Genomic DNA, 21,226 nt, shown 5'->3' on the forward strand with positions numbered 1-21,226 from the left:
GAGACTGAACAAGCGTAGCGCCACCGTCGAGCCGGCAGGCATGCCGCGCGCCTCGAGCTTGTCGTAGAGTGTTTGCAGCTGGCCGAAGATAGCGACAAAGGACGCCTCGCTCAGCGGCCGCATATTGTCGTCGACCAGTTGAGCGCCCATGCGCTGCGCGAGGCTGTAGCCATACTCGCACACGGTCTTGAACGGTTTGGTCGCCTGCGCCGCCGACGGCACATCGAGCAACAGCGTGATCTGGCGGCCTGCCTTGGCGGTGAGGTCGTCGCGCAGGAAGTTGGTATCGCCGAACTGCAGCGTGAACAAGGCCCGCTGCACGCCCTCGGCACTGGCCTGGTAACGGGTGAAGCGGGTGCCGTCGCGCGACAGGACCAGCCCGTCCTGGGTCGCGACCGTCTGCACGTAGGCCGCCGACCACGGGGCGCCGTCGGAGATCACATTGACGCCGAGCTGGACGTCGCAACCGGCGGCAAACGCATCCAGCTCGCGGCCGTTGGCGACCGTCTCGCTCATGTCCGGCAACTCGGCCGACGCATCCAGCGCCTCGGCCAGCGCTTCCACCGCGTTGACGAACTCGGAGAATTCCAGCGCATTGAGCGCGCCGCCCCGGTTGGCGAGTTGCACTGCCACCTGCAGGTCTTCGTACTGGTGCCCGGCGGTGACCGCTTCCCAGGCGTTGGCCTCGATGCGCAAGCCTTCGATATGCACCTGCTTGGTACCCGCGCGGCGCAGGCGGCCGGTGAGTGGCAGGATGCGGTCGCCCGAGGTCTTGCGCTCCAGGTGCAGCGGCACGATGCTGTCGATCAGCGGATCGATCAGCGCCGGCGTGGGCTGGCCATCGGGTACCGGCGGCTCGACGTAGGCTTCCTTGCGCGGCGCGGCCTCCCGGGGCGACGTTGCGCCGGCTTCGCTCCCATCGTGCGCATTGGGCTGCGCACCTTCCGCATGCTCGTCCTGCTCAGCGTGTTCCGATGCCGCCGCGTGGCTGGCCGGGGCATCGGCACCTTGGGCGTCTTCATGCTTGCGCGCGGCGGCATGGCCAGACGCGGGCGCCGCGGCGATCGCCATCTCGTCGGCAACGGCTTCGTCGGCATCCGCCGAGCTGGCAGCCATGCCCGCCGCCACGGCAGCGGCGTCGAGCGGCAAGGCCGACAGCGTGGGCTCGCGCCGCTCGGGATGATGCTCCGCCGCGGGCTCATGCAGCTTGGCGCTGACCTCCGGCGCCACCACCGGGCTTACCACCGGCTCGCGCATCGGCGGCAGATCGTCCTCCGGCTGCAGCGCGCGCGGGCGGCGGGACTTGCGGATCTGCCATTGGTTATAGGCCACGATCATCAGCAGCAGGACGATGCCTGCAACAATCAGGGCAGTCTGGAGCGTCATGCTGCCTCCGCCATCGAGATCGCCGCGTCCATATCCACCGCGACGATGCGCGATACCCCTTGTTCCTGCATCGTCACGCCAATCAACTGGTGTGCCATTTCCATTGCGATTTTATTGTGGGAAATGAAGACGAACTGAGTCTTGTCCGACATGCGCGCCACCATATTGGCGTAGCGCTCCGTGTTGGCATCGTCCAGCGGCGCGTCCACCTCGTCCAGCAGGCAGAACGGTGCCGGGTTGAGCTGGAACATGGCGAACACCAGCGCGATCGCGGTCAGGGCCTTTTCGCCGCCCGACAGCAGGTGGATGGTCGAGTTCTTCTTGCCCGGCGGCTGCGCCATCACCTGTACGCCGGCGTCGAGGATTTCGTCGCCGGTCATGATGAGCTTGGCCTGCCCGCCACCGAACAGCGACGGGAACAGCTCGCCGAAATGATGGTTGACCTGGTCGAAGGTCCCCTGCAGCATCGCACGGGTTTCCTGGTCGATCTTGTGGATGGCGTCTTCCAGCGTGGTGATGGCGTCCAGCAGGTCGGCCGACTGCGCGTCGAGGAAGGTCTTGCGCTCGCGCGCCGCCGCCAGTTCGTCCAGCGCCGCCATGTTCACCGGCCCGAGGGCGTTGATGGCGTTGTTAAGGCGGGTGACTTCGCCCTGCAGGTAGGACGGCTTCAGGTCCGGCGTCAGCTTTTCGGCCAGCGCGGCCTCGTCCACCTCGGCGGTGGTCAGTTGCTCGCTGAACTGCTCCTGGTTCAAGCGTGCGGCCTGTTCCTTGAGCTGGAGCTCGGTGATGCGGTCGCGCAGCGGCTGCAGGCTGCGTTCGGCGGCCAGGCGCTGGTCGTCGTACTGGCGCAGCTGCGCCGACAGCGCGTCGAGTTCGGTGCGGGCGAGCTGGAGCTTTTCTTCCTTCTCGGCGCGCCGTTCCAGCGCGTCCTGCAGGCCGGTGTGGGCGGTCTGCTCGTTGATGGTTTCCAGCTCGGCGCGGGCGTCTTCCAGCGACTGGGCAAGACGCTCGGCCTGGTCGCCGGCGGTCTGGATATTGCGGCGCAGTTCTTCGATGCGGTTGGCCAGGTTGCGCTCGGCAAACAAGGCTTCCTGCGCCGCGCGCTCGAAATCGCGCAACTGGTGCCGCGCCGACGACAGCTTGCTGTCCAGCGCCTCGAAGGCCATCTGGTGGTCTTCGTGCGTGGCCTGCATCTCGGCAAGCGCCGCGTCGTGCTGCTCGAAGCTGGCTTCGGATTCGGCGCGGATGGCGCGCTGCTCTTCGATCTGCGCGCCGATTTCCGCCAGCTCCTCGCGGATCTGGCCGCTGCGTGCGGCGTAGCGCTCCATCGCCTGCGACAGCTTGAGCACGTCCATCTGCAGCGCATGCACGCGGCGGGTGGCCTGTTCGCTGCGCCCGCGGGCTTCGGCAAGCGCGGCGCTGGCCTGGGTGTAGGCGCTTTCCGCGCGCACCGCCTGGGTCTTGGCCTCGTCGGACAGCAGCAACTGCGCGCGCGCCTGCTTGTGCAGGTTCTCGATCTCCTGTTCGCGGGCCAGCATGCCGGCCTGCTCGGAATCGGCGGCGTAGAGCTGGACCGAGCTGCGTCCCACCATGTGGCCCTCGGCCACGACGAACGACGCGCCTTCCGGCAGGGTGGCGCGCGCGGCGAGCGCCGAGGCCATGTCGGTGGCGGTATAGATATCGGCCAGCCAGTCCTGCATCACGGCCCGGATGCCGGGCTCGGTGATCTGCACCAGCGCCATCAGCGGGCGCAGGCCGGCAGGCGCTTCCAGCGGGCGCGCGGCCGGCGGCGGCGAATAGAAGGCCAGCTTGGCGGGCGGCGCATCGGACAGGAAGGACTTGATCCAGTCCAGGTTGGAGACTTCGAGCGCGGCGAGCTTTTCGCGCAGCACGGATTCCAGCGCGCTTTCCCAGCCCGGCTCGATATGCAGCTTCTTCCACAGGCGCGGCAGTTCGGCCAGGCCGTGCCTGGCCAGCCAGGGCTGAACCTTGCCTTCGGTCTGCACGTTTTCCTGCAGCTGCTTCAGCGCGGACAGGCGGGCCTCCAGCGAGGCGATCGCGGCGGCTTCGCTCTGCACGCGCTCCTGCGCGCTGCGGCGCTCGCCGTCCAGGCGCGGCACGTTGTCGGTGGAATCGGCCAGGATGGCCTGTGCTTCCTCCAGCACGGCTTCCTGCTCGGCCAGTTCGGCGCGCAATTCTTCCAGGCGGACTTCGTCGGGACGGTCGAGCCCTTTTTCCTCGCCCGACAGGCGCTCGCGGCGCTGCTCGAGCTGCTGCAGCATCTGGTCGGCGCTGCGCTGCTGCGCGGCTTCCAGCTTGAGCGCCTGCTCGGCCTGCATGATGCTGGCGCGCTGCTCATTGGAAAGCGCCTGGGCATCGCGCCACTGGGCTTCCAGCGTGGGCAGCTCATCGGTCTTCTGGGCGACCGCTTCCTGCGCCTCGATGGTGCGCCCTTCGGCCACGGCCAGCTCTTCCTCGGCCTGGGCGAGGCCGTCGGTGGCCTGTTCGGCCTTGCCCTGCCACTGCTCGCGCTGCGCGGTCAGCGCGGCGATCTGGGCCTGCACGCGGTTTCGCGATTCCACCACATAGCGGATCTCGGCTTCGAGCTTGCTGACCTCGCCATTGGCTTCGTACAGCGCGCCCTGCGCCGTATGCATATTGTCGGAGGCTGCATAATGCGCGGCCCGCATGGTCTCCAGCTCGGCCTCGACGTGGCGCAGTTGCGCGGTCTGGGCTTCCAGCTCGATCTGCGCCTGTTCGATGGCGCGCTGGTGGCGTTCCTGCTCGGCCTGCGCCTCGCGCTTCCTGAGCAGCCACAGCAGGTGCTGCTTTTCCTCGCCGTCGGACTGCAAGGTCTTGAAACGCTGGGCCACCTCGGCCTGGCCTTCCAGCTTTTCGAGGTTGCTGCCGAGCTCGCGCAGGATGTCCTCGACGCGGGTCAGGTTCTCGCGCGTGTCGGAGAGCCGGTTTTCGGTCTCGCGGCGGCGTTCCTTGTACTTGGACACGCCGGCGGCTTCCTCCAGGAAGATCCGCATGTCGTCGGGCTTGGCCTCGATGATGCGCGAGATCATGCCCTGCCCGATGATGGCGTAGGCGCGCGGCCCCAGGCCGGTGCCCAGGAAGATGTCCTGGATGTCGCGGCGGCGCACCGCCTGGTTATTGATGTAGTACGAGGAAGTGCCGTCGCGCGTCAGCACGCGCTTGACAGCGATCTCGGCATACTGGCTCCACTGCCCGGCCGCGCGCCCTTCGGGGTTGTCGAACACCAGTTCGACGCTGGCACGCCCGGCCTGCTTGCGGGCGGTCGAGCCGTTGAAGATGACGTCCTGCATGGACTCGCCGCGCAGCTCCGAGGCGCGTGACTCGCCCAGCACCCAGCGCACCGCATCGATGATGTTCGATTTGCCGCAGCCGTTGGGACCTACGATGCCGACCAGCTGGCCGGGCACTTGAAAATTGGTGGGATCGACGAAGGACTTGAAGCCCGCCAGCTTGATCGAGGACAGTCGCACGGTTGGTCGTGGGGTATCTTGCGTAATACAGCGTTCAGGAAAGCCGGGCGCCAGCGCAAGGGGCCAGGGGGAACGGCGCGTGCCGATTGCGCCCCCTGCCGGCCGTTAGTGCCCGATAGTTGGCGCTAATCATACCATCGCGCCTTCCGCGCCCGGGCGCTTTCCGGGGTCATCCAAGGGCATTTCCGCAGGCGCATTGCGCCGTTTCCTAGGCATCTTGCCCGGTCTCCACCCTACACTCGGGACACCGTGGTGCCTGTCACAGCGCACCCCGCGGCGGCAGGGAGAAGCGCACCGGGAGCCCCTCGCTGAAGTTGGCGGGAAACTTCCAAGGGTTAGTGCTAGTCTCTAAATTGTCGGCGTGATCCCTGATGCCCATTGCCCGGGCCGTTCCAACGGACAGCGCATGTGGCGTCTCCGGCCCAAAACGTGAACCCTGCGGTTCGCGCCACCTCTGGGAGTGCTTAGCATGACCGCCTTGATTCCGGCGAGATTGGGCGAAAGCCTGAGCGGCGATACCGCCGAAAATGCGCACCAAACACCACCCTGGTCCATCGACGAGATCGATTTCCAGGCGATCGACGTCTCCCAGGTGCGTCCTGACCGGGAGTTGTTCTATCTGCTCGTTTCGGCGTCCTTCGTCGAAAGCGGCTCCGACACCTATGCCGGCAACCTTGCCGGCTACTATGCGGCCTATGCCGATGCCTCCAGCTGGCTGTCCGAGCACTGGGAAGCCGAGGAACTGCAGCACGGCCTGGCGCTGCGGCGCTATGTGGAACATGTCTGGCCGGAATTCGACTGGGAGCGGGGCTATGCACGCTTTTTCGACGAATACCGGCACACCTGCTCGGTAGACAACTTCGAGCCGTCCGAGGCTCTCGAAATGGCCGCGCGCTGCGTGGTGGAAACCGGCACCGCGGCGCTCTACCGCTCGCTGGAACAGGCCAGCACCGAGCCGGTGCTGCGCGGACTGACCCGCCGCATCGCCAACGACGAAGTCCGCCACTACAAGCACTTCTACCGTTACTTCAAGACGTTCAACGATGCAGAGCGGCTTGGTCGCCTGCGCGTGCTCGGCGCCCTGGTGCGGCGCCTGCTGGAAATCAAGAACGAGGATGCCGAGATTGCACTGCGCAATGTACTGCGCATCGAGCGCGGCACCGAGCATATTCCGCAGAAGGACGTGCGCAGGCTGAATTCCAGGGTCAGCGCGGTCATTCGCCGCAACCTGCCGATCGAGATGACGGTCAAGATGCTGCTGCGCCCACTGCACCTGCACGCCGGCGTGGAAAAGGCCATCCGCAAGCCCCTGGTGGCGGTGGTTTCGCGGGCCATGCTCTACTGAGCCGGCCGCGGCCCGCGCCGGCTATTGCGGCTGCAGCGCGGGGTCTGCGCCCCCGCCGTCCTCGCCGGCACGCCTTGCCCGGGCGCGGTGCACCAGCCCGGACAAGGCGCCGGCCGCCACGATGCACAACCCGCCGGCGGCCTCCTTCCAGCTCAGCGTCTCGGTCGCCAGCCACCACGACGACACCGCCGCGATCACGATCTCGAACAGCATCAACAGGGAAACCCGGTTGGCCGGCAGGCGCTGCAGCCCGTACTGGACCACCGAATTGCTGAGCACCAGCGTCGCGGCCAGGCCCAGCATCAGCGCCAGCCCGCCCCAGCCGATCGCGGGCGCCAGCGCCACCCCGCCCGGCTCCAGCCATAGCGCGCAAGGCAGGCCGACGGCGGTGCAGCCCACGTAGACCATCACGGTGCGCAGGCGCGCGTCCATCTCCGGGTAAAGCTGCCCGGCCCGGCGCGACAGCACATTGTTGACCGCAAAGCCCATGCCGCCGATCAGGCCTGACCACTCGGCGGCGTGCGTCGGCAGCGGCAGCCCCACTTCCGGCGTCCACAGCATCAGGCCAGCGCCGAACAACGCCAGCGCCACCAGCAGCAGGCCCGCGGCCGACAGCTTCTCGCCCAGGAAGACGCGGGCGAACAGCGCGGTCCACACCGGCGTCAGGTAGAACAGCAGCAGGACGCGCATCACGTGCCCGTTGACGCTGCCCCACACAAAGCCGGCATTGGTCACGCCAGCCGCCAGCCCGATGGCCATGAACAGCCATGACCAGCGCAGGCCGCCCAGGTGGCGGGCAAAGGCAGCCAGCGCGATCAGCGCGGCCATGGCGCTCACCAGCGCCGCCGCCGTCATGCCGCCCAGGCCCCAGCCGGCCAGCACACGATAGGGAAACCAGGCGATGCCCCAGACCGAGGCGCCCAGCAGGATGGACAGGGTGGATTTGACGGCATGCGCATCATGCGCATGGGCGGCGGAAGATCTGGCGGAAGCAGGCAATGTGCTCATGAAAAGCGTAAAAGACTGCCAGCTAGGCAGCCCCCCGTTGGTATTTGTCTTTGTCAGGTATCGCTTAGGGGCATCCGGCACGCGCCGATGCGTCCCATGGCCGTCCGGCGCGCCGGCAAGCCCCTGCGGGCGCACGGGAAAACGCGGCGATCCTCTATAATGGGCGGCTTTGAGCTTGGCCCCACCGGCCCGAACCTGACCGTGAATCCCCGCCTAGACCTGCTCCAGCCCTATCCGTTCGAGAAACTGCGCGTGCTGCTGGCTGACGTCAAACCGAACGGCGCATTGCCCGCGATCAGCTTCGGCATCGGCGAACCCAAGCACCCCACGCCCGAATTCATCAAGACGGCGCTGTCGGACGCACTGGCGGGGCTGGCGAATTATCCCACAACGGCCGGTTCGGATGCACTACGACAGTGCATAGCCGCGTGGCTCCAGCGCCGCTACAGCCTGCCGGCCGTGAATGCCGCCACCCAGGTACTGCCGGTGACCGGCTCGCGCGAGGCGCTGTTCGCCTTCGCCCAGACCGTGGTCGACGCCAGCCGCCCCGGCGCGCTGGTGCTGTGCCCGAACCCGTTCTACCAGATCTACGAAGGCGCGGCGCTGCTGGCCGGCGCCACCCCGGTGTTCGCCAACAGCGACCCGGCGCGCAATTTCGCCCCGGCCTTCGACCGCATCCCGGCCGACACCTGGGCCAGGGTGCAACTGGTCTACGTGTGCTCCCCCGGCAACCCGACCGGCGCCGTGCTGTCGCTGGAGGACTGGCGCGAACTGTTCGCGCTGTCCGACCGCCATGGCTTCGTGATCGCTTCGGACGAGTGCTACTCCGAGATCTACTTCAAGGAAGGCGAGCCGCCGCTGGGCGCGCTGGAGGCCGCCCACAGGCTGGGCCGCGCCGATGGCCCCCATCCCTTCGAGCGGTTGGTGATGTTCTCCAGCCTGTCCAAGCGCTCCAATGTGCCTGGCCTGCGTTCGGGCTTCGTGGCGGGCGACGCCGCCCTGCTGAAGAAATTCCTGCTATACCGTACCTATCACGGCGGCGCCATGAACCCGGCGGTGCAGAGCGCCAGCGTGGCGGCCTGGAACGACGAGGCCCATGTGCGCGACAACCGCGCGGCCTACGTACGCAAGTTCGCCGAGGTCACCCCGCTGCTGGCCGAAGTGCTGGACGTGGCCCTGCCCGATGCCGGCTTCTACCTGTGGGCGGATGTCTCGCGCACCGGCCTGTCGGATACGGAGTTTGCCGCGCGCCTGCTGGCCGAGCAGAACGTCACCGTACTGCCCGGCAGCTACCTCGCGCGCGAGGCTGACGGCATCAACCCGGGCGCCAACCGCGTGCGCATGGCGCTGGTGGCCACGCCAGGGGAATGCCTGGAAGGCGCGCGCCGCATCGTGGCCTTCTGCAAGGCGCTGGGCTGAAGCCGGGCGCCTTGCACCGCACATGCTGAAACAAGTGCGAAACACATACTGAATTTTGCCGCAGACAACGATCAACCACTGAAAACACGCATATGACGCAAGCACTGCAAGCCCTGATCGACCAGGCATGGGAAGACCGCGCAAGCCTCTCGCCCAAGTCCGCCCCCAACGACATCCGCGAAGCCGTGGCCACCGTGATCGGCCAGCTCGACACCGGCGCGCTGCGCGTGGCGGAGAAGCAAGGCAAGGAATGGATCGTCAACCAGTGGATCAAGAAGGCCGTGCTGCTGTCGTTCCGCCTGGAAGACAACGCGCCGATGTCCGCCGGCGGCTTTGCCCAGTTCTACGACAAGGTGCCGACCAAGTTTGCCAACTGGACCGCTGACGACTTCGCCAAGGGCGGCTTCCGCGTGGTGCCCCCGGCCGTGGCCCGCCGCGGCTCGTTCATCGCCAGGAACGCCGTGCTGATGCCGTCGTATGTCAACATCGGCGCCTACGTCGACGAGGGCACCATGGTCGACACCTGGGCCACCGTCGGCTCCTGCGCCCAGATCGGCAAGAACGTCCACCTGTCCGGCGGCGTCGGCATTGGCGGCGTGCTCGAGCCGCTGCAGGCCAATCCGGTCATCATCGAAGACAACTGCTTTATCGGCGCGCGCTCGGAAGTGGTCGAAGGCGTGATCGTGGAAGAAAACTCGGTGATCTCGATGGGCGTGTATCTCGGCCAGTCGACCAAGATCTATGACCGCGAAACCGGCGAGGTCCACTACGGCCGCGTGCCGGCGGGCTCGGTGGTGGTGGCGGGCAACCTGCCGTCCAAGGACGGCAAGTACAGCCTGTACTGCGCCGTGATCGTCAAGAAGGTGGACGCGCAAACCCGCGCCAAGACCAGCCTGAACGACCTGCTGCGCGGCGACTGATCTCGTCCGCGGCGACAAGGGGAGCGTTTTTCGCCCGGAACCGCGCAAGCGCGCGGCCGGTCTGACCGGCATGCCGGAACAGAACGCTAGCGCTAACGCTCCCCCATCCCCGCTCTCCAACGGTTCCCGCTCAGTGGATACCTCCGCCGGCCGCAGCTGGCCCGCCCTTCGCAAGCGACTCATGGCCCTGGACCCGACCACTGTCACCACCGTTCTCTCGCTGCTGCCCAGCATCCTCGAACAGGCCAACAAGACCATCGAGAAGATCAAGAAAGGCCGGCGCAAGGATGGCGGCACCGACACGCCCGGCCCGGACGCGCGCGACCCGGCTGCGCGCATCGCCGAGCTGGAGAACGCCGCAATGCAGCAGGCCGAGGCCGTCAAGCTGCTGGCCGAGCAACACGCCATCACCATCGAGGCCCTGCGCCGCGAGGCCGCGCGGCTGGACCGCCGGCTGCGCCTGATGACGGCGGTGGCCATGGCCGGATTCGCGCTTGGCCTTGCCGGCCTGGTGGTCGCCCTCAACCTTTTGCTGCGCTAGCCGCCCGGCTGGCCCGATTTCGCCATGACTGTCCTGCTCTACGGCATCCCCAACTGCGATACCGTCAAGAAAGCCCGTACCTGGCTCGAAGCCAACGGCGTGGACTACACCTTCCATGACTTCAAGAAACAAGGCGTGGATGAAGCCCTGTTGCGTGGCTGGCTGGCGCATGTGCCGCTGACCACCCTGATCAACCGCAAGGGCACCACCTGGCGCGCGCTGTCCGACGCCGACAAGGCGAGCGCCGAGCAGGAAGCCGGCGCCATTGCCCTGATGCAGCAAAGCCCGTCGCTGATCAAGCGGCCGGTGCTGGCCCACAAGGGCAGTGTCAGCGTGGGTTTTTCGCCGGATAATTACGCCAGTCTGTTTTAAGGCCTTGCGGTTCCTACCGTTCGCCGGGACACCAGCGGCTTGCTCCCTCTCCCCATGAGGGGAGTGACAGCCCTCGGGCACCGCAAGCGGCGCTGGCGCATCCTGTCGGCGTCGGTCGGCGCCCGAGGCATTCCGGAGCCAGCCCGAAACCGGCCGAAATCGCCCATACCCGAGTCCCCCTGGACCCATTGATTCCTCTCATGACCGCCACCCTCGCCCTCACCGAAGACCTGATCCGCCGCCGCTCCGTCACGCCCGCCGACGAAGGCTGCCAGGCCGTGCTGGAAACCCGCCTGAAAGCCCTCGGCTTTGCCTGCGAAGCCATCGTCAGCGGCCCGGACGACTTTCGCGTGACCAACCTGTGGGCCGTCAAGCGCGGCACGCGCGGCCAGGACGGCAAGCTGCTGGCCTTCGCCGGCCATACCGACGTAGTGCCGACCGGCCCGCTGGAGCAATGGGGCTCCGACCCCTTCCTGCCCTCCCACCGCGACGGCAAGCTCTACGGCCGCGGCGCCGCCGACATGAAGACCTCGATCGCCGGCTTCGTGGTGGCGGTGGAAGAATTCGTGAAAACCCACCCGGACCATGCCGGCTCGATCGCCTTCCTGATCACCAGCGACGAGGAAGGCCCCGCGCATGACGGCACCGTCAAGGTCGTGGAGGCGCTCAAGGCGCGCGGCGAACGGCTCGACTACTGCGTGGTGGGCGAGCCCACCTCGGTCGACACGCTAGGCGACATGGTCAAGAACGGCCGCCGTGGCTCGCTGTCCGGCAAGCTCACCGTGAAGGGCGTGCAAGGCCATATCGCCTACCCGCACCTGGCGAAGAACCCCATCCACCTGACCGCCCCCGCGCTGACCGAGTTGGTGAACGAGCGCTGGGACGAGGGCAACGAATACTTCCCGCCCACCACCTGGCAGATGTCGAACATCCATGCCGGCACCGGCGCCACCAACGTGATCCCGGGCCACGTCACCATCGACTTCAACTTCCGTTTTTCCACCGCCAGCACGCCAGAAGGCCTGAAGGCGCGCGTGCATGCCATCCTGGATCAGCACAAGCTCGACTACGACCTGGCCTGGACGCTCGGCGGCGAGCCCTTCCTGACCGCGCGCGGCGATCTCTCCGATGCGCTGGCCGGTGCGATTGCGGCGGAAACGGGTGTCAAGACCGAGCTGTCCACCACCGGCGGCACCTCGGATGGCCGCTTTATCGCCAAGATCTGCCCGCAGGTGATCGAGTTCGGGCCGCCCAATGCGAGCATCCACAAGATCGACGAGCACGTGGAAGTGCGCTTTATCGAACCCCTGAAGAATATCTACCGCGGCGTGCTGGAACGCCTGATTGCCTGAGCCTGACCACGCAATCGTCTTAACCGCCCCGCAAAACAGATACAAGAAGGACCCTATGGCTACCCCCTCCCCCCTGCGCACCGTGCGCGACCTGCTGCGCCTGGCCGTGTCGCGCTTCACCGAAGCCAAGCTGTCCTTCGGCCACGGCAGCGCCAACGCCTACGACGAAGCGGCCTACCTGGTCCTGCATACGCTGCACCTGCCGCTGGACACGCTCGACCCCTTCCTCGACGCGCGTCTGCTGTCCGAGGAAGTCGACGCCGTGCTGAAGGTCATCGAGCGCCGCGTCACCGAGCGCGTTCCCGCCGCCTACATCACCAGGGAAGCCTTCATGCACGGACTGCGCTTCTACGTGGACTCGCGCGTGATCGTGCCGCGCAGCTTCATTGGCGAACTGCTGCAGGAAGGACTGGAGCCGTGGGTGGGCGACAGCGCCGAAATCGGCCCGGTGCTGGAACTGTGCACCGGCTCCGGCTGCCTGCCCATCATCGCCGCGCACGTCTGGCCGAAGGCCCGCATCGATGCCGTCGACATCTCGCCCGACGCGCTGGCGGTGGCCCGCCGCAACGTGGCGGACTACAAGATGGAAGGCCGCATCAGCCTGTACGAGGGCGACCTGTACGCACCGCTACCGGCCGGCGCCACCTATGACGTGATCCTGACCAACCCGCCCTACGTCAACGAGACCTCGATGCAGGCGCTACCGGCAGAGTACCAGGCCGAGCCGCGCATCGCGCTGGCCGGCGGCGACGACGGCATGGACGTGGTCCGCCGCATCATCGCCGGCGCCAAGGCCCGCTTGAATCCGGGCGGCGCGCTGGTGGTGGAGATCGGCAACGAGCATGCCAACGTGGAAGCGGCATTTCCCGACCTGGAGATCGTCTGGCTGCCGGTCAGCGCAGGCGAGGAGCAGGTGTTCCTGCTGACTTACGAGGCGTTGCCGGGCTGAGCCAGGCCGGATGCCGGGGCGTTCGGATACATGGTGCCTGCTTGCCCGCTCTCCCCGTAAGCAGAGAGCGAGCGACAGGCGTCGTCATTGCCGATGGTTTTGGCGCATCCTGGCAGCTTCGTTTCGTGCCCCCGGGTTTGCTCGCCTCTTTCGCGTTCGATGCCGCGAGCAACGGACCGGCCGCGCCAGTCCTACCAGCCCGACAGCGCTTTCACCGCCGCCTCCCGCACCTGCTCCACCACGCCTTCGCGCCAGTCGTCGGCGTCGCCATAGAACGCATGCCACATGGCCTGCCGGATCAGGTTGCGCTGGCCTTCGTCGGCCTCGGGATGCAGGTGCAGCCAGTGGTCGCCGCGCAGCGCCTCCAGGACTTCGGTGACCGGCAAGGTGCCGAATTCCACCGCGATGCCGGCATAGTCCAGGGTGGGCACGGTCTCCGGCACCGCCAGCCAGGCCATGCCGCTGAGGTTGGCCGAGGTCGAGGAGCCGTCATAGATCGAGGTCACATGGCGGCCCCAGATGGCTCGCGCCCTGCCGATCTGCTCCGCATTGTCGGGACCCATGTAGATCGGCTCGCCGTAGCCCCACGGCCCCAGGCCGGTATGGATGTCGAGCCAGCGCAGCGCCTCGCGGCCTGCGCCATAGCGCGCCAGGATGCGGCGCAGCGTGTAATTGCTCCACGAGGCCTTGCTGCCGCCGAAGAACAGCCCGTCCGGAAACTGGTACTGCCCGGCGCTGACGGCCGCCTGGTACCAGGGCAGCCCCTTCTCCGCCACCGTCTTCATCAGCGAGGCCTGGTCCGCCCCGGATGGCGGCCACTGCTCGGGCAGCAGCAGCGGCGCCACCTCGGCATAGGGCGCGTTCTGCGGCAGCGGCGCGCTGAAATCCATGAAATTGCGGTTCAGGTCGACGTTGTCCTCGTTGACGCGCCGCATATGCGAGAAGCCGTAGGGATTGACCGCGTGCACCAGCAACAGCGCCACGCCGGCATCGGCGTAGTCCTGCAGCAAGGCCGCGTCGCCCAGCATGGCGACCTGCGCGCCGGAGCCGCAATAGCCCTCCACGCCGTGCATGGCGGAGGTCACCAGCACGAAACGCGTGGCCTCGGCATCGCCCACCCAGGCCACGTCCATGGCGAGTTCCTCGTCGGCGCAGCCGCGCTTGGTGGGATGGGGGAATTCAGTCAGGGTAGCGCCGGCAGCCAGGGCGGCATCGCGGAATTTTTGCCTGGCTTCGGCATAGCTGCGGGAAAAGCTGGCGTGCAGGGACATGACAGCAGATTTCGCGCTTGGCGAGGAGTGGAAGTGCCGCTATTAGACGCCAACTTGCCGGGTATTGCCATCCGAAGCCACCCGAAGCCAGGCGGCTAGCCCTTGGCGGCCTTGGTGCCCTTGGCATCCGCCGGCGGAGCCTCGCGCAGCAACAGGGAGCGGAACGCATGCGGATGCATCTGGATGCCTGCCGCGGCGATCTGTGCCGCGGACAGCACCAGGTGCCGCGCCAGCCAGTCATGGATGCTGCGCAGGAACCTGCGCTGCTCCAGCCGGTTGGATTCCTGGATCAGGCGCTCCAGCTTGACGTGGGCGGTGTAGACATCGAGCAGGTTGATGCTCTTGAGCTTGGGCGGCGTGGTCGCGCTGCGCTCGATGGCGAGGATGCGCTTGACCTGGGCATCCGGCAGTTCACCGCTTTGCAGATAGGCCTGATAGACCTCTTCCAGCGCGGGAAACCGCACGGTCGGCTGCACGCGCGGCACGCCGGCCACCTTTTCCATGCGCAAGACCAGATAGCGGATGGCGGCCGCGCGCCGCAGTACGGCATCGCCGGCCTTGCTGCCGCGTCCGCCGCCGGCGGCGGCTCGCGCGCGTATCGCCGCAGGGGTAGGCGCCTCAAACTCGTCGTTGTCGGCTGCGGTGGGCTCGGGCACCGGCTGGCCCGCATCGCGCTCCGTATAGTCGGGTACCAGGTCGAGCAAACCCGGCTCGGCCAGCACGGCGCGCGCGCACGCTTCGCCGAAGGGGTGCTCGTGGCCCAGCGCATCGCGCAGGATATAGGCCTGGCCGTTGCCAAAGCCGTGATGCCGGCCACGGCCGACATGCTGCCGGCAGCGCGTGCCGGGTTCGACGAAATCCTTGCGTACGGGGGTCCAGCTTTCGCCGTTTGCTTGCGTCATGAATAAGAGAGAACTGATGGGCGCAGTGAGCGACGAACAGCCGCCCACACCACTTGGCTATTGTCCCATGCCGCGTCGACCGCCATCCGAGTCCTTTTCGAAGAGCCTTCGGGTGTTGGCGACCCATCATCCGAGCCGCCCTGCCCCACACCTCCCGACGTCCAGTTAGTAGTGTAGTGCCCCCTCACCAAGCCCCTCAAGAGCCGCACATCCCGAAGGACCCACTCGCATCGAATGTCCCGCCGCCAGGATCGCACTCAACTGCGACCCGGAAACTTTGAGATTTTTCTCAGCCCCATATTTGAAGACACCTGCCATTATGGAGTGGCCGCATACTCCATTGCGGCCATTCGTTCCTTATCAACCACTTGTAGGAGGTTTTATGAAGAAGATCACTCTCGAAACGGCGAAAATGGCAAACTGGACGCAAATTGCCGCACCGAAGAAGAAGTAAATAGCAACCAGGCGCTCGCCGGCGGGCGCCTGACTCAAATTACCAGCATGAAAGCCCATTTCAATCCGAATATATTCCTGATCATAAAAGACAGTGGCATTATCGTTTGGGATTTTGAGAAACACAACCAATATCTCCTTGCGTCCGACTACGCGCACCGTCTTCTGAAGATAGCCTACACCCAATCCTTCGATCCACGCGGCGATTCCATTGATATGGAACTACAAAATGAGAATCTGGTATCGAACAAGCCGTTTGTTGAACCCCCATGGGGATGGGACATCCTATCCAGAATATTCCACCTTGGCACGAAGGATATCCCCCAAGATGTAAACCCGAAGGATGGCGTTGAATGGGCAACCAACTATATAAGAACGTGCCATGAAACGCTGCAACATAAAATCCCAGTCTTTAGGCAGAGAGAATTTCCAGTTGTTATCCCCCTGGAAAAACCCAGCACTTCGATTCTGGAAAACTGCACGCTCTGGCAGGCTTTATCGAGTAGGCGTACTTGCCGACAATTCCGCAAAGAAACAGTGAGCAAAGAAAAATTTGGCTCGATACTATATGCATCCTTCGGTTTTATGAAGGATCGCGAACAAGAAATCAACGAGTTCGTTCCTGATGAATTACGCCAGAGACGGAGCAGCCCATCAGGTGGTGGTTTGAACTCCTCCGAAATCTATATATGGTGCCATCAGGTGGAATCATTGGATCCCGGAATATATCATTACAATCCGGAGAACCATAGCCTTGCTCTAGTCAGAACTCTCAAGAATATGGAATCGCTGTCCTCCTTGCTAGCCGGCCAATATTTTTCCGAGAATCTTGCCTTTGGTGCGTTCATTGCCAGCCGTTTTGACAGAATGTGGTGGAAGTACGGTCATTCCAGGGCATATCGCGTTTCCCTGCTTGATATCGGACACCTATCTCAAACCTTTCAACTCGCGAGTTCTGCCGTAGGTTTGAATACATGGTTATCCGCGGCCTTCAAGGACAGCGAAGTCGAAAAGATACTTGGTATTGACACGCTCGATGAGCAAGTACTTCTTTTTGTCGGATCTGGATACAGTAATGGAGGCGATATGGATCCAATAAGCCAGACACTACTGGGCAAACAACAATGATTACTTATATGAAAATCTCCAGTCATCCTACCGACAAAAAGGCGACGTTCCGCGAAGAAAATAAGCATCAGAGCTGCTTTCCGCATTGGGATGAATCGTCTGCCGTACGCTCGAAACCGTACAACTATGACTGCAGCCATGTCAATAGCGAATCCGGCGAGCCTTTATCAGGAAATTGGTTTTTCCCAGCCGCGCTCTCGTTCCTAAAGCACCCCTTGCTTGCAGACCTCACGTCACAGCAGGTACAGGGACTTCTCGCAAGGAATCTGATCTCCTTTCTCGAATACACCACATTGCTCGAGCACAGAATAGTGAATAGATCCGCCGAATCCATCGCACACAACTACCTGCCCGTTACCATCCCTCACGATCTCCGTATGGACGCGCTTCGCCTCTACACTGATGAAGCCTATCACGCGGTCATATCAGCCGATGTCTCGAATCAGGTCGCAGAAATCTATGGAATAGACCTGGGCGGGCGAAAATTTCAAAGAATCGCCAGACTGGAGGAACTCATTGAGAATTCTCAGCATCCGGAACTAGGATGGTTTTTGATCGGATTTGTCTCCGAAACGGTTATCACAAAAGAATTCCTTAAAATCGGACAAACTGCAATTGCAGCACCGGTTTATACAATGCTAATGGATCATCTTGAGGACGAACGAAAGCACAGCCAGTACTTCATAAAAATGTTTTCCTACATCTGGAATCGCCTTGCACAAGAGGAGCGTGATTTTTGCGCACTGCAGCTACCAACCATAATACAAGAGTGTTTTCGCTTGGACAGCAACATCCTGATAAATGACCTTACCGATGTCGGCGTGCGGAAAGAGATAGCAAAAACACTCTCGATGGAGAGAAACACGAAAATTGAAAATCAAAAAAGAGCCAGGGCGGGATCCGTTGCCACACTGCACGCACTTAGGAAATGCAACTTCTTCAGCGACCCTAGATATGCCGTCGAGTTCGCCAGAAGTGGGCTACTTGATCAAGACGCCACTTTATTTCGCGGATGATGACCGGCCCTGCATCCGCGCGAGCGCGCTTGATTATCCTGCTTAATCTCCTGATCCTGCTCAGCGCAATACCTCTCGATGTCATGCTGCCGTCGTTTCCTGATTTGGCTGGCCATTTCAGAACCGGCACGACCGATATAGCATTATCCATTAGCGTTTTTGCAGTAGGTTTCTCCGTAGCTCAACTATTTGTCGGGCCACTCTCCGATCGCTACGGACGAAGGAGGCTGCTATTGATTGGATTGCTGCTTGCACTCGCCGGTGCGCTTGGCTGTATATTTTCGACCCGTTACAGTAGCTTTATTGCCTGTCGCATCTTGCAGTCGATTGGCTGCGCTTGTTTTCTGCTTGCCCAGGCCATCGTGCAGGATGTCTTCAAAGGGAGCGAAGGCATCAACATACGAATCCTCACCACAACGCTCAGCGGCATATATATTGCCTGCTCCCCTTTGCTAGGTTCCGTGCTGCAATCCTCTTCTGGATGGCGCGGGAGTTTCATCCTTTTTTCGGCAATCGCGGCATTCCTGTTGCTGTACACGCAGACCCGATTCGAGGAGACGGCAGAGAAGCGTCACGGAGGACTTCTATTCTACGGCGGCGAGTATCTGAGAATACTCATGGATAAGTCCTTCATTCTTTACTCGCTTATCGGAGCTCTATCGTTTTCATGCCACCTTGCCTTCATTATAATCTCACCAGCCATTTTTCTCGACCAGTTGGGACTGGGAAACTATGAATACTCCCTAGTATTATTGACGTACGGATGCGCCTATATACTCGGCGGCTTGGCGGCAACACGCGTGGCGAAAAAAATATCAACGCATGGTCAAATAGCACTTGGATTGTTTTTTATGACAATATCAGGCGGGATAATGTGGCTCATGCTCCGGTGGGATACCTCCATTTTCGCAACGGCCCTCTTTCCGATGCTGATCTGTACGGCAGGAACTGTGCTTGTCCGGCCTGCAACGGCTAGCGAAGCGATGTCTTTATTCGATGAAATCGCCGGGACGGCGGCGGCGGCCGGTAGCACGATCCGGTTTGCCACTGCCGGAGTCATGAGCGGTATTGTGAGCAAGATCAGCGCCGATATCCCACTTAATCTTTCATGGATCATCATCTTTGCGAGTGCGGCGAGCCTGCTTCTCTTTCACCAACTCAGCGGAATGAAAACCACGAGGGACTCGCAAGCGCGAGCCGCGGGCAATGATTGAGCTTCACGCATTCACCGAGAAGGAGTTCATTCCCTTCTCCCTACGTTCCGTCAGGGAGTACGCCACGAACATGACGAGAAGTGGAGACTGGGATGCTGCCGCTGCACTCTCCGATGCAACCGACTTATTCCAACGGCTCTTGCCGGCCGGACTACATACCCCGGGCCACCACTTCTTTGCGATTCGCAACCAGGCCACCAGCGAGTTTCTGGGGGATGCTTGGATTCTTATGGATAGACTACAGAAATCTGCATTCATATATGACCTCCACATCCTCCCTCATCGTCGAAATCAAGGGCATGCATCGCACGCCCTGCATGCGATAGAGACCTTCGCGCGGGCACAAGGCCTTTCCGTGATTCAACTTCACGTCTTCGGCCACAATCAGGCAGCTCAAAAGCTCTACGGCAAGTTGGGCTTCACCGCGAGCCGCATCACGATGGTCAAGAACCTATAAGCGCGCGAACTTGGCTTGCCGCTGCCAGAATTTCCTGTGCACTCCGGGTGGAAATGCTGAGCCTTGGCATTGGCTATACCTACTTCAGCATGAACGACATCGCCGACAGACAGTTCAGCATGCGTACCGCCGCCTGCACCGAGGCGGCGTCGAACGCCAGCGTGACGCCGTCCATCCGCTCCAGCGTGGGCCACTGGCAGAACAGATCCGCGAATGCCGGGCTCTGGGTCTGCAGGCGGCAACGGATCGGGCCTTCCATCTTCAGCGGGCGTCCGTCCGCATTGCGCACCGCCAGTTCGGCGGCGGCGGCAATGGCCTCGCGCGAGGCGCCGGGCGACAGCGTGGTGCCGCTGCCCTGCCCGCTGGCTTCCTTGGTCTGCACATAGCGCACCCAGGGCAATAGCGGACGGGTCTCCTTCACGAACACGTCGTCGCCGCTGGCCATCAGCACCGGCACGCCGAGTTCGCCCGCCAGCGCGCCATACAAACCCGCCTCGCCCAGTTCCTGCCCGTTCAGCCAGATGCGGGCAAAGGCGCCGCTGTTGATGGTGTGGGCCAGGATGCCGCAGCTTTGCGCGCGGCCGTGGTAGCCGACCATGAAGACGCCGTCGCAGCCCTGCACCCCGGCCATCATGCCGAGGTAGCGCGGCTTGCCCAGCGCCAGGCTGGCGCGTGCGTCGAGCAGGTCGGGCAGCAGGTTGCGGAAGCCGCCATGCGAGTCGTTGACCAGCACTTCGGTGGCGCCGCCGGCAAAGGCGCCCTGCACCGCGGCATTGGCCTCAAGCGTCATCCAGGCGCGGGCGCGTTCATATTCGCCGTTGCCGGGGCGCGTCTGCTCGGGATGGAACACGCCGGCCACGCCTTCGATATCGGTGGAAATCAGGATCTTCATGGCTTGCGGGATTCAGTTGGTCGGTGCCGGCGCTTGGCGTTGCAGCCATTGCGGCAGTTCTGGCATCAGCGCGCGCAGCGCGACCCGTTGGTTGCCATCGCGGCCATGCACGGTGTCGGCCTGCCACAGCGCATGCAGGATGGCCTGCTCGACGCTGTCGGCAGCGGCGTGGAAGAGCGCATCGAGCCGGGTTTCGTGCAGCATGGCCAGCGCCGGCATGGGCGCATCGGCTTGCTGGGGAACGGTGTAGGCGGTGGAAAAAGCGAGCGCGATATCGCCCGAACCGTGGCCGAACACCGAACCGGTGCGGGCCAGACCCGCGCCGGCGCGCAGGGAGAGACGGCGCAATTGCCGGGCATCGAGCGGCGCATCGGTGGCCAGGATCATGATGATCGAGCCCTTTTCCGGGCCGGCCTCCACTTGCGCCTGGGCATAGGCCTGGAGCCGCTCGGCCAGCAGGCCGCCAATGCGCGTGCCGGCCACGGTGAAGGCGGGCATGGTGCCGAAGTTGGCCAGCACCAGCGCACCCACGTGGTACTCCCCCTCCTGGCGCGAAGCGGAACCGATGCCGCCCTTCAGCCCGAACGACGACATGCCCCGTCCCGCCCCGACCGCACCCTGCGCGAAATCGACGCCGGCCGCCGCGCAAGCCTGCATATAGTGCGCTTCCTGGACGGCCATCGCCTGGATGTCGTTGAGATAGCCGTCGTTGCACTCGAACACCAGCGCATTGACCGTGGGCCAGGCCCGGCCGATCTCCGGGTTGGCGGCGATGGCCTGACGGATCTGCGCTTGCGCAAGCGCGCCCACGGCAAAGGTGTTGCTCAGCGCGATCGGGGTTTCCAGCACGCCGAGCTCTTCCACCTGCACCAGGCCCACGCTCTTGCCAAAGCCGTTGAGCACGGTGGCAGCGGCCGGCACCTTGTCGGTAAAGAGGTTGCCGCCGTGCGGCCGCACCACCGTCACGCCGGTCTGGCAGGCGCCCTCGGCCAGCGTACAGTGACCCACGGTGACGCCAGGCACGTCGGCGATGCTGTTGCGGGCGCCGGCCGGGAGCGCGCCGATATGCGGCAATGCCAAAGTCATGCC

Annotated in this window: 18 protein-coding genes; 11 read left to right on the top strand and 7 right to left on the bottom strand. The window is 64.0% G+C overall.

The window, feature by feature from the left end:
• Both P3W85_RS22840 and smc read right to left on the bottom strand, forming a co-directional pair.
• Positions 1–1,386 (bottom strand): cell division protein ZipA C-terminal FtsZ-binding domain-containing protein (locus P3W85_RS22840; RefSeq protein WP_276266458.1); only part of this gene is annotated, 1,386 nt, incomplete at its 3' end.
• A complete protein-coding gene (smc, locus tag P3W85_RS22845; RefSeq protein WP_017224591.1) occupies positions 1,383–4,898 on the bottom strand; it encodes a chromosome segregation protein SMC in 3,516 nt (1,171 codons plus the stop codon). The genes smc and P3W85_RS22840, both read right to left, overlap by 4 nt.
• A 469-nt stretch (positions 4,899–5,367) precedes the next feature.
• Between smc and P3W85_RS22850 the strand changes: the two genes are divergently transcribed.
• Positions 5,368–6,243 carry a ferritin-like domain-containing protein gene (locus P3W85_RS22850; protein WP_346430283.1) on the top strand — a complete coding sequence of 292 codons (876 nt, stop codon included), beginning with the start codon at positions 5,368–5,370 and terminating at the stop codon, positions 6,241–6,243.
• 21 nt (positions 6,244–6,264) lie between these two features.
• On the opposite strand, the gene P3W85_RS22855 is transcribed toward P3W85_RS22850, so the two are convergent.
• A complete protein-coding gene (locus P3W85_RS22855) occupies positions 6,265–7,251 on the bottom strand; it encodes a DMT family transporter (protein WP_276266459.1) in 987 nt (328 codons plus the stop codon).
• Between the two features lie 201 nt (positions 7,252–7,452).
• Between P3W85_RS22855 and dapC the strand changes: the two genes are divergently transcribed.
• From dapC to prmB, 6 genes are all read left to right on the top strand, one after another.
• On the top strand, positions 7,453–8,670 hold the full coding sequence (dapC, locus tag P3W85_RS22860; RefSeq protein WP_276266460.1) for a succinyldiaminopimelate transaminase: 1,218 nt from the start codon (positions 7,453–7,455) through the stop codon (positions 8,668–8,670).
• 92 nt (positions 8,671–8,762) lie between these two features.
• Positions 8,763–9,590: a 2,3,4,5-tetrahydropyridine-2,6-dicarboxylate N-succinyltransferase gene (dapD, locus tag P3W85_RS22865; RefSeq protein WP_017229136.1), complete on the top strand. Its 828-nt coding sequence runs from the start codon at positions 8,763–8,765 to the stop codon at positions 9,588–9,590.
• A 181-nt stretch (positions 9,591–9,771) separates the two neighbouring features.
• Positions 9,772–10,131, top strand: coding sequence for a hypothetical protein (locus P3W85_RS22870; RefSeq protein WP_017229137.1), 360 nt, complete (start codon positions 9,772–9,774; stop codon positions 10,129–10,131).
• A gap of 24 nt (positions 10,132–10,155) precedes the next feature.
• On the top strand, positions 10,156–10,503 hold the full coding sequence (locus P3W85_RS22875; protein WP_017229138.1) for an ArsC family reductase: 348 nt from the start codon (positions 10,156–10,158) through the stop codon (positions 10,501–10,503).
• 200 nt (positions 10,504–10,703) lie between these two features.
• The gene (gene dapE, locus P3W85_RS22880) at positions 10,704–11,855 is read left to right on the top strand and encodes a succinyl-diaminopimelate desuccinylase (RefSeq protein WP_276266461.1); all 1,152 of its coding nucleotides are present in this window, start codon (positions 10,704–10,706) and stop codon (positions 11,853–11,855) included.
• A 55-nt stretch (positions 11,856–11,910) separates the two neighbouring features.
• Positions 11,911–12,804 (top strand): 50S ribosomal protein L3 N(5)-glutamine methyltransferase, encoded by an 894-nt coding sequence (gene prmB, locus P3W85_RS22885; protein WP_276266462.1) that lies wholly within the window; start codon positions 11,911–11,913, stop codon positions 12,802–12,804.
• Positions 12,805–12,995: 191 nt separating this feature from the next.
• Here prmB and P3W85_RS22890 read toward each other — a convergent pair whose 3' ends face one another.
• Positions 12,996–14,075: a M14 family metallopeptidase gene (locus P3W85_RS22890; protein ID WP_276266463.1), complete on the bottom strand. Its 1,080-nt coding sequence runs from the start codon at positions 14,073–14,075 to the stop codon at positions 12,996–12,998.
• Between the two features lie 95 nt (positions 14,076–14,170).
• Positions 14,171–14,977 carry a hypothetical protein gene (locus P3W85_RS22895; RefSeq protein ID WP_276266464.1) on the bottom strand — a complete coding sequence of 269 codons (807 nt, stop codon included), beginning with the start codon at positions 14,975–14,977 and terminating at the stop codon, positions 14,171–14,173.
• 234 nt (positions 14,978–15,211) lie between these two features.
• Between P3W85_RS22895 and P3W85_RS22900 the strand changes: the two genes are divergently transcribed.
• From P3W85_RS22900 to P3W85_RS22915, 4 genes are read left to right on the top strand one after another with little or no spacing between them, the layout of a single operon-like run.
• Positions 15,212–16,558: a SagB/ThcOx family dehydrogenase gene (locus tag P3W85_RS22900; RefSeq protein ID WP_276266465.1), complete on the top strand. Its 1,347-nt coding sequence runs from the start codon at positions 15,212–15,214 to the stop codon at positions 16,556–16,558.
• A gap of 8 nt (positions 16,559–16,566) precedes the next feature.
• Positions 16,567–17,574, top strand: coding sequence for a diiron oxygenase (locus P3W85_RS22905; protein ID WP_276266466.1), 1,008 nt, complete (start codon positions 16,567–16,569; stop codon positions 17,572–17,574).
• A 29-nt stretch (positions 17,575–17,603) separates the two neighbouring features.
• Entirely contained in the window at positions 17,604–18,788 is a 1,185-nt protein-coding gene (locus tag P3W85_RS22910; protein ID WP_276266467.1) for a Bcr/CflA family efflux MFS transporter, read from the top strand.
• A complete protein-coding gene (locus P3W85_RS22915; RefSeq protein ID WP_276266468.1) occupies positions 18,781–19,245 on the top strand; it encodes a GNAT family N-acetyltransferase in 465 nt (154 codons plus the stop codon). The genes P3W85_RS22910 and P3W85_RS22915 overlap by 8 nt, the downstream gene beginning before the upstream one ends.
• Before the next feature lie 79 nt (positions 19,246–19,324).
• Here P3W85_RS22915 and P3W85_RS22920 read toward each other — a convergent pair whose 3' ends face one another.
• Both P3W85_RS22920 and P3W85_RS22925 read right to left on the bottom strand, forming a co-directional pair.
• Positions 19,325–20,137, bottom strand: coding sequence for a M55 family metallopeptidase (locus P3W85_RS22920; RefSeq protein ID WP_017229143.1), 813 nt, complete (start codon positions 20,135–20,137; stop codon positions 19,325–19,327).
• A 12-nt stretch (positions 20,138–20,149) separates the two neighbouring features.
• Positions 20,150–21,223: a P1 family peptidase gene (locus P3W85_RS22925; protein WP_276266469.1), complete on the bottom strand. Its 1,074-nt coding sequence runs from the start codon at positions 21,221–21,223 to the stop codon at positions 20,150–20,152.
• Positions 21,224–21,226 lie beyond the last annotated feature (3 nt).

Origin of the sequence: Cupriavidus basilensis (assembly GCF_029335485.1) — a bacterium.
Lineage (GTDB): Bacteria > Pseudomonadota > Gammaproteobacteria > Burkholderiales > Burkholderiaceae > Cupriavidus > Cupriavidus basilensis_E.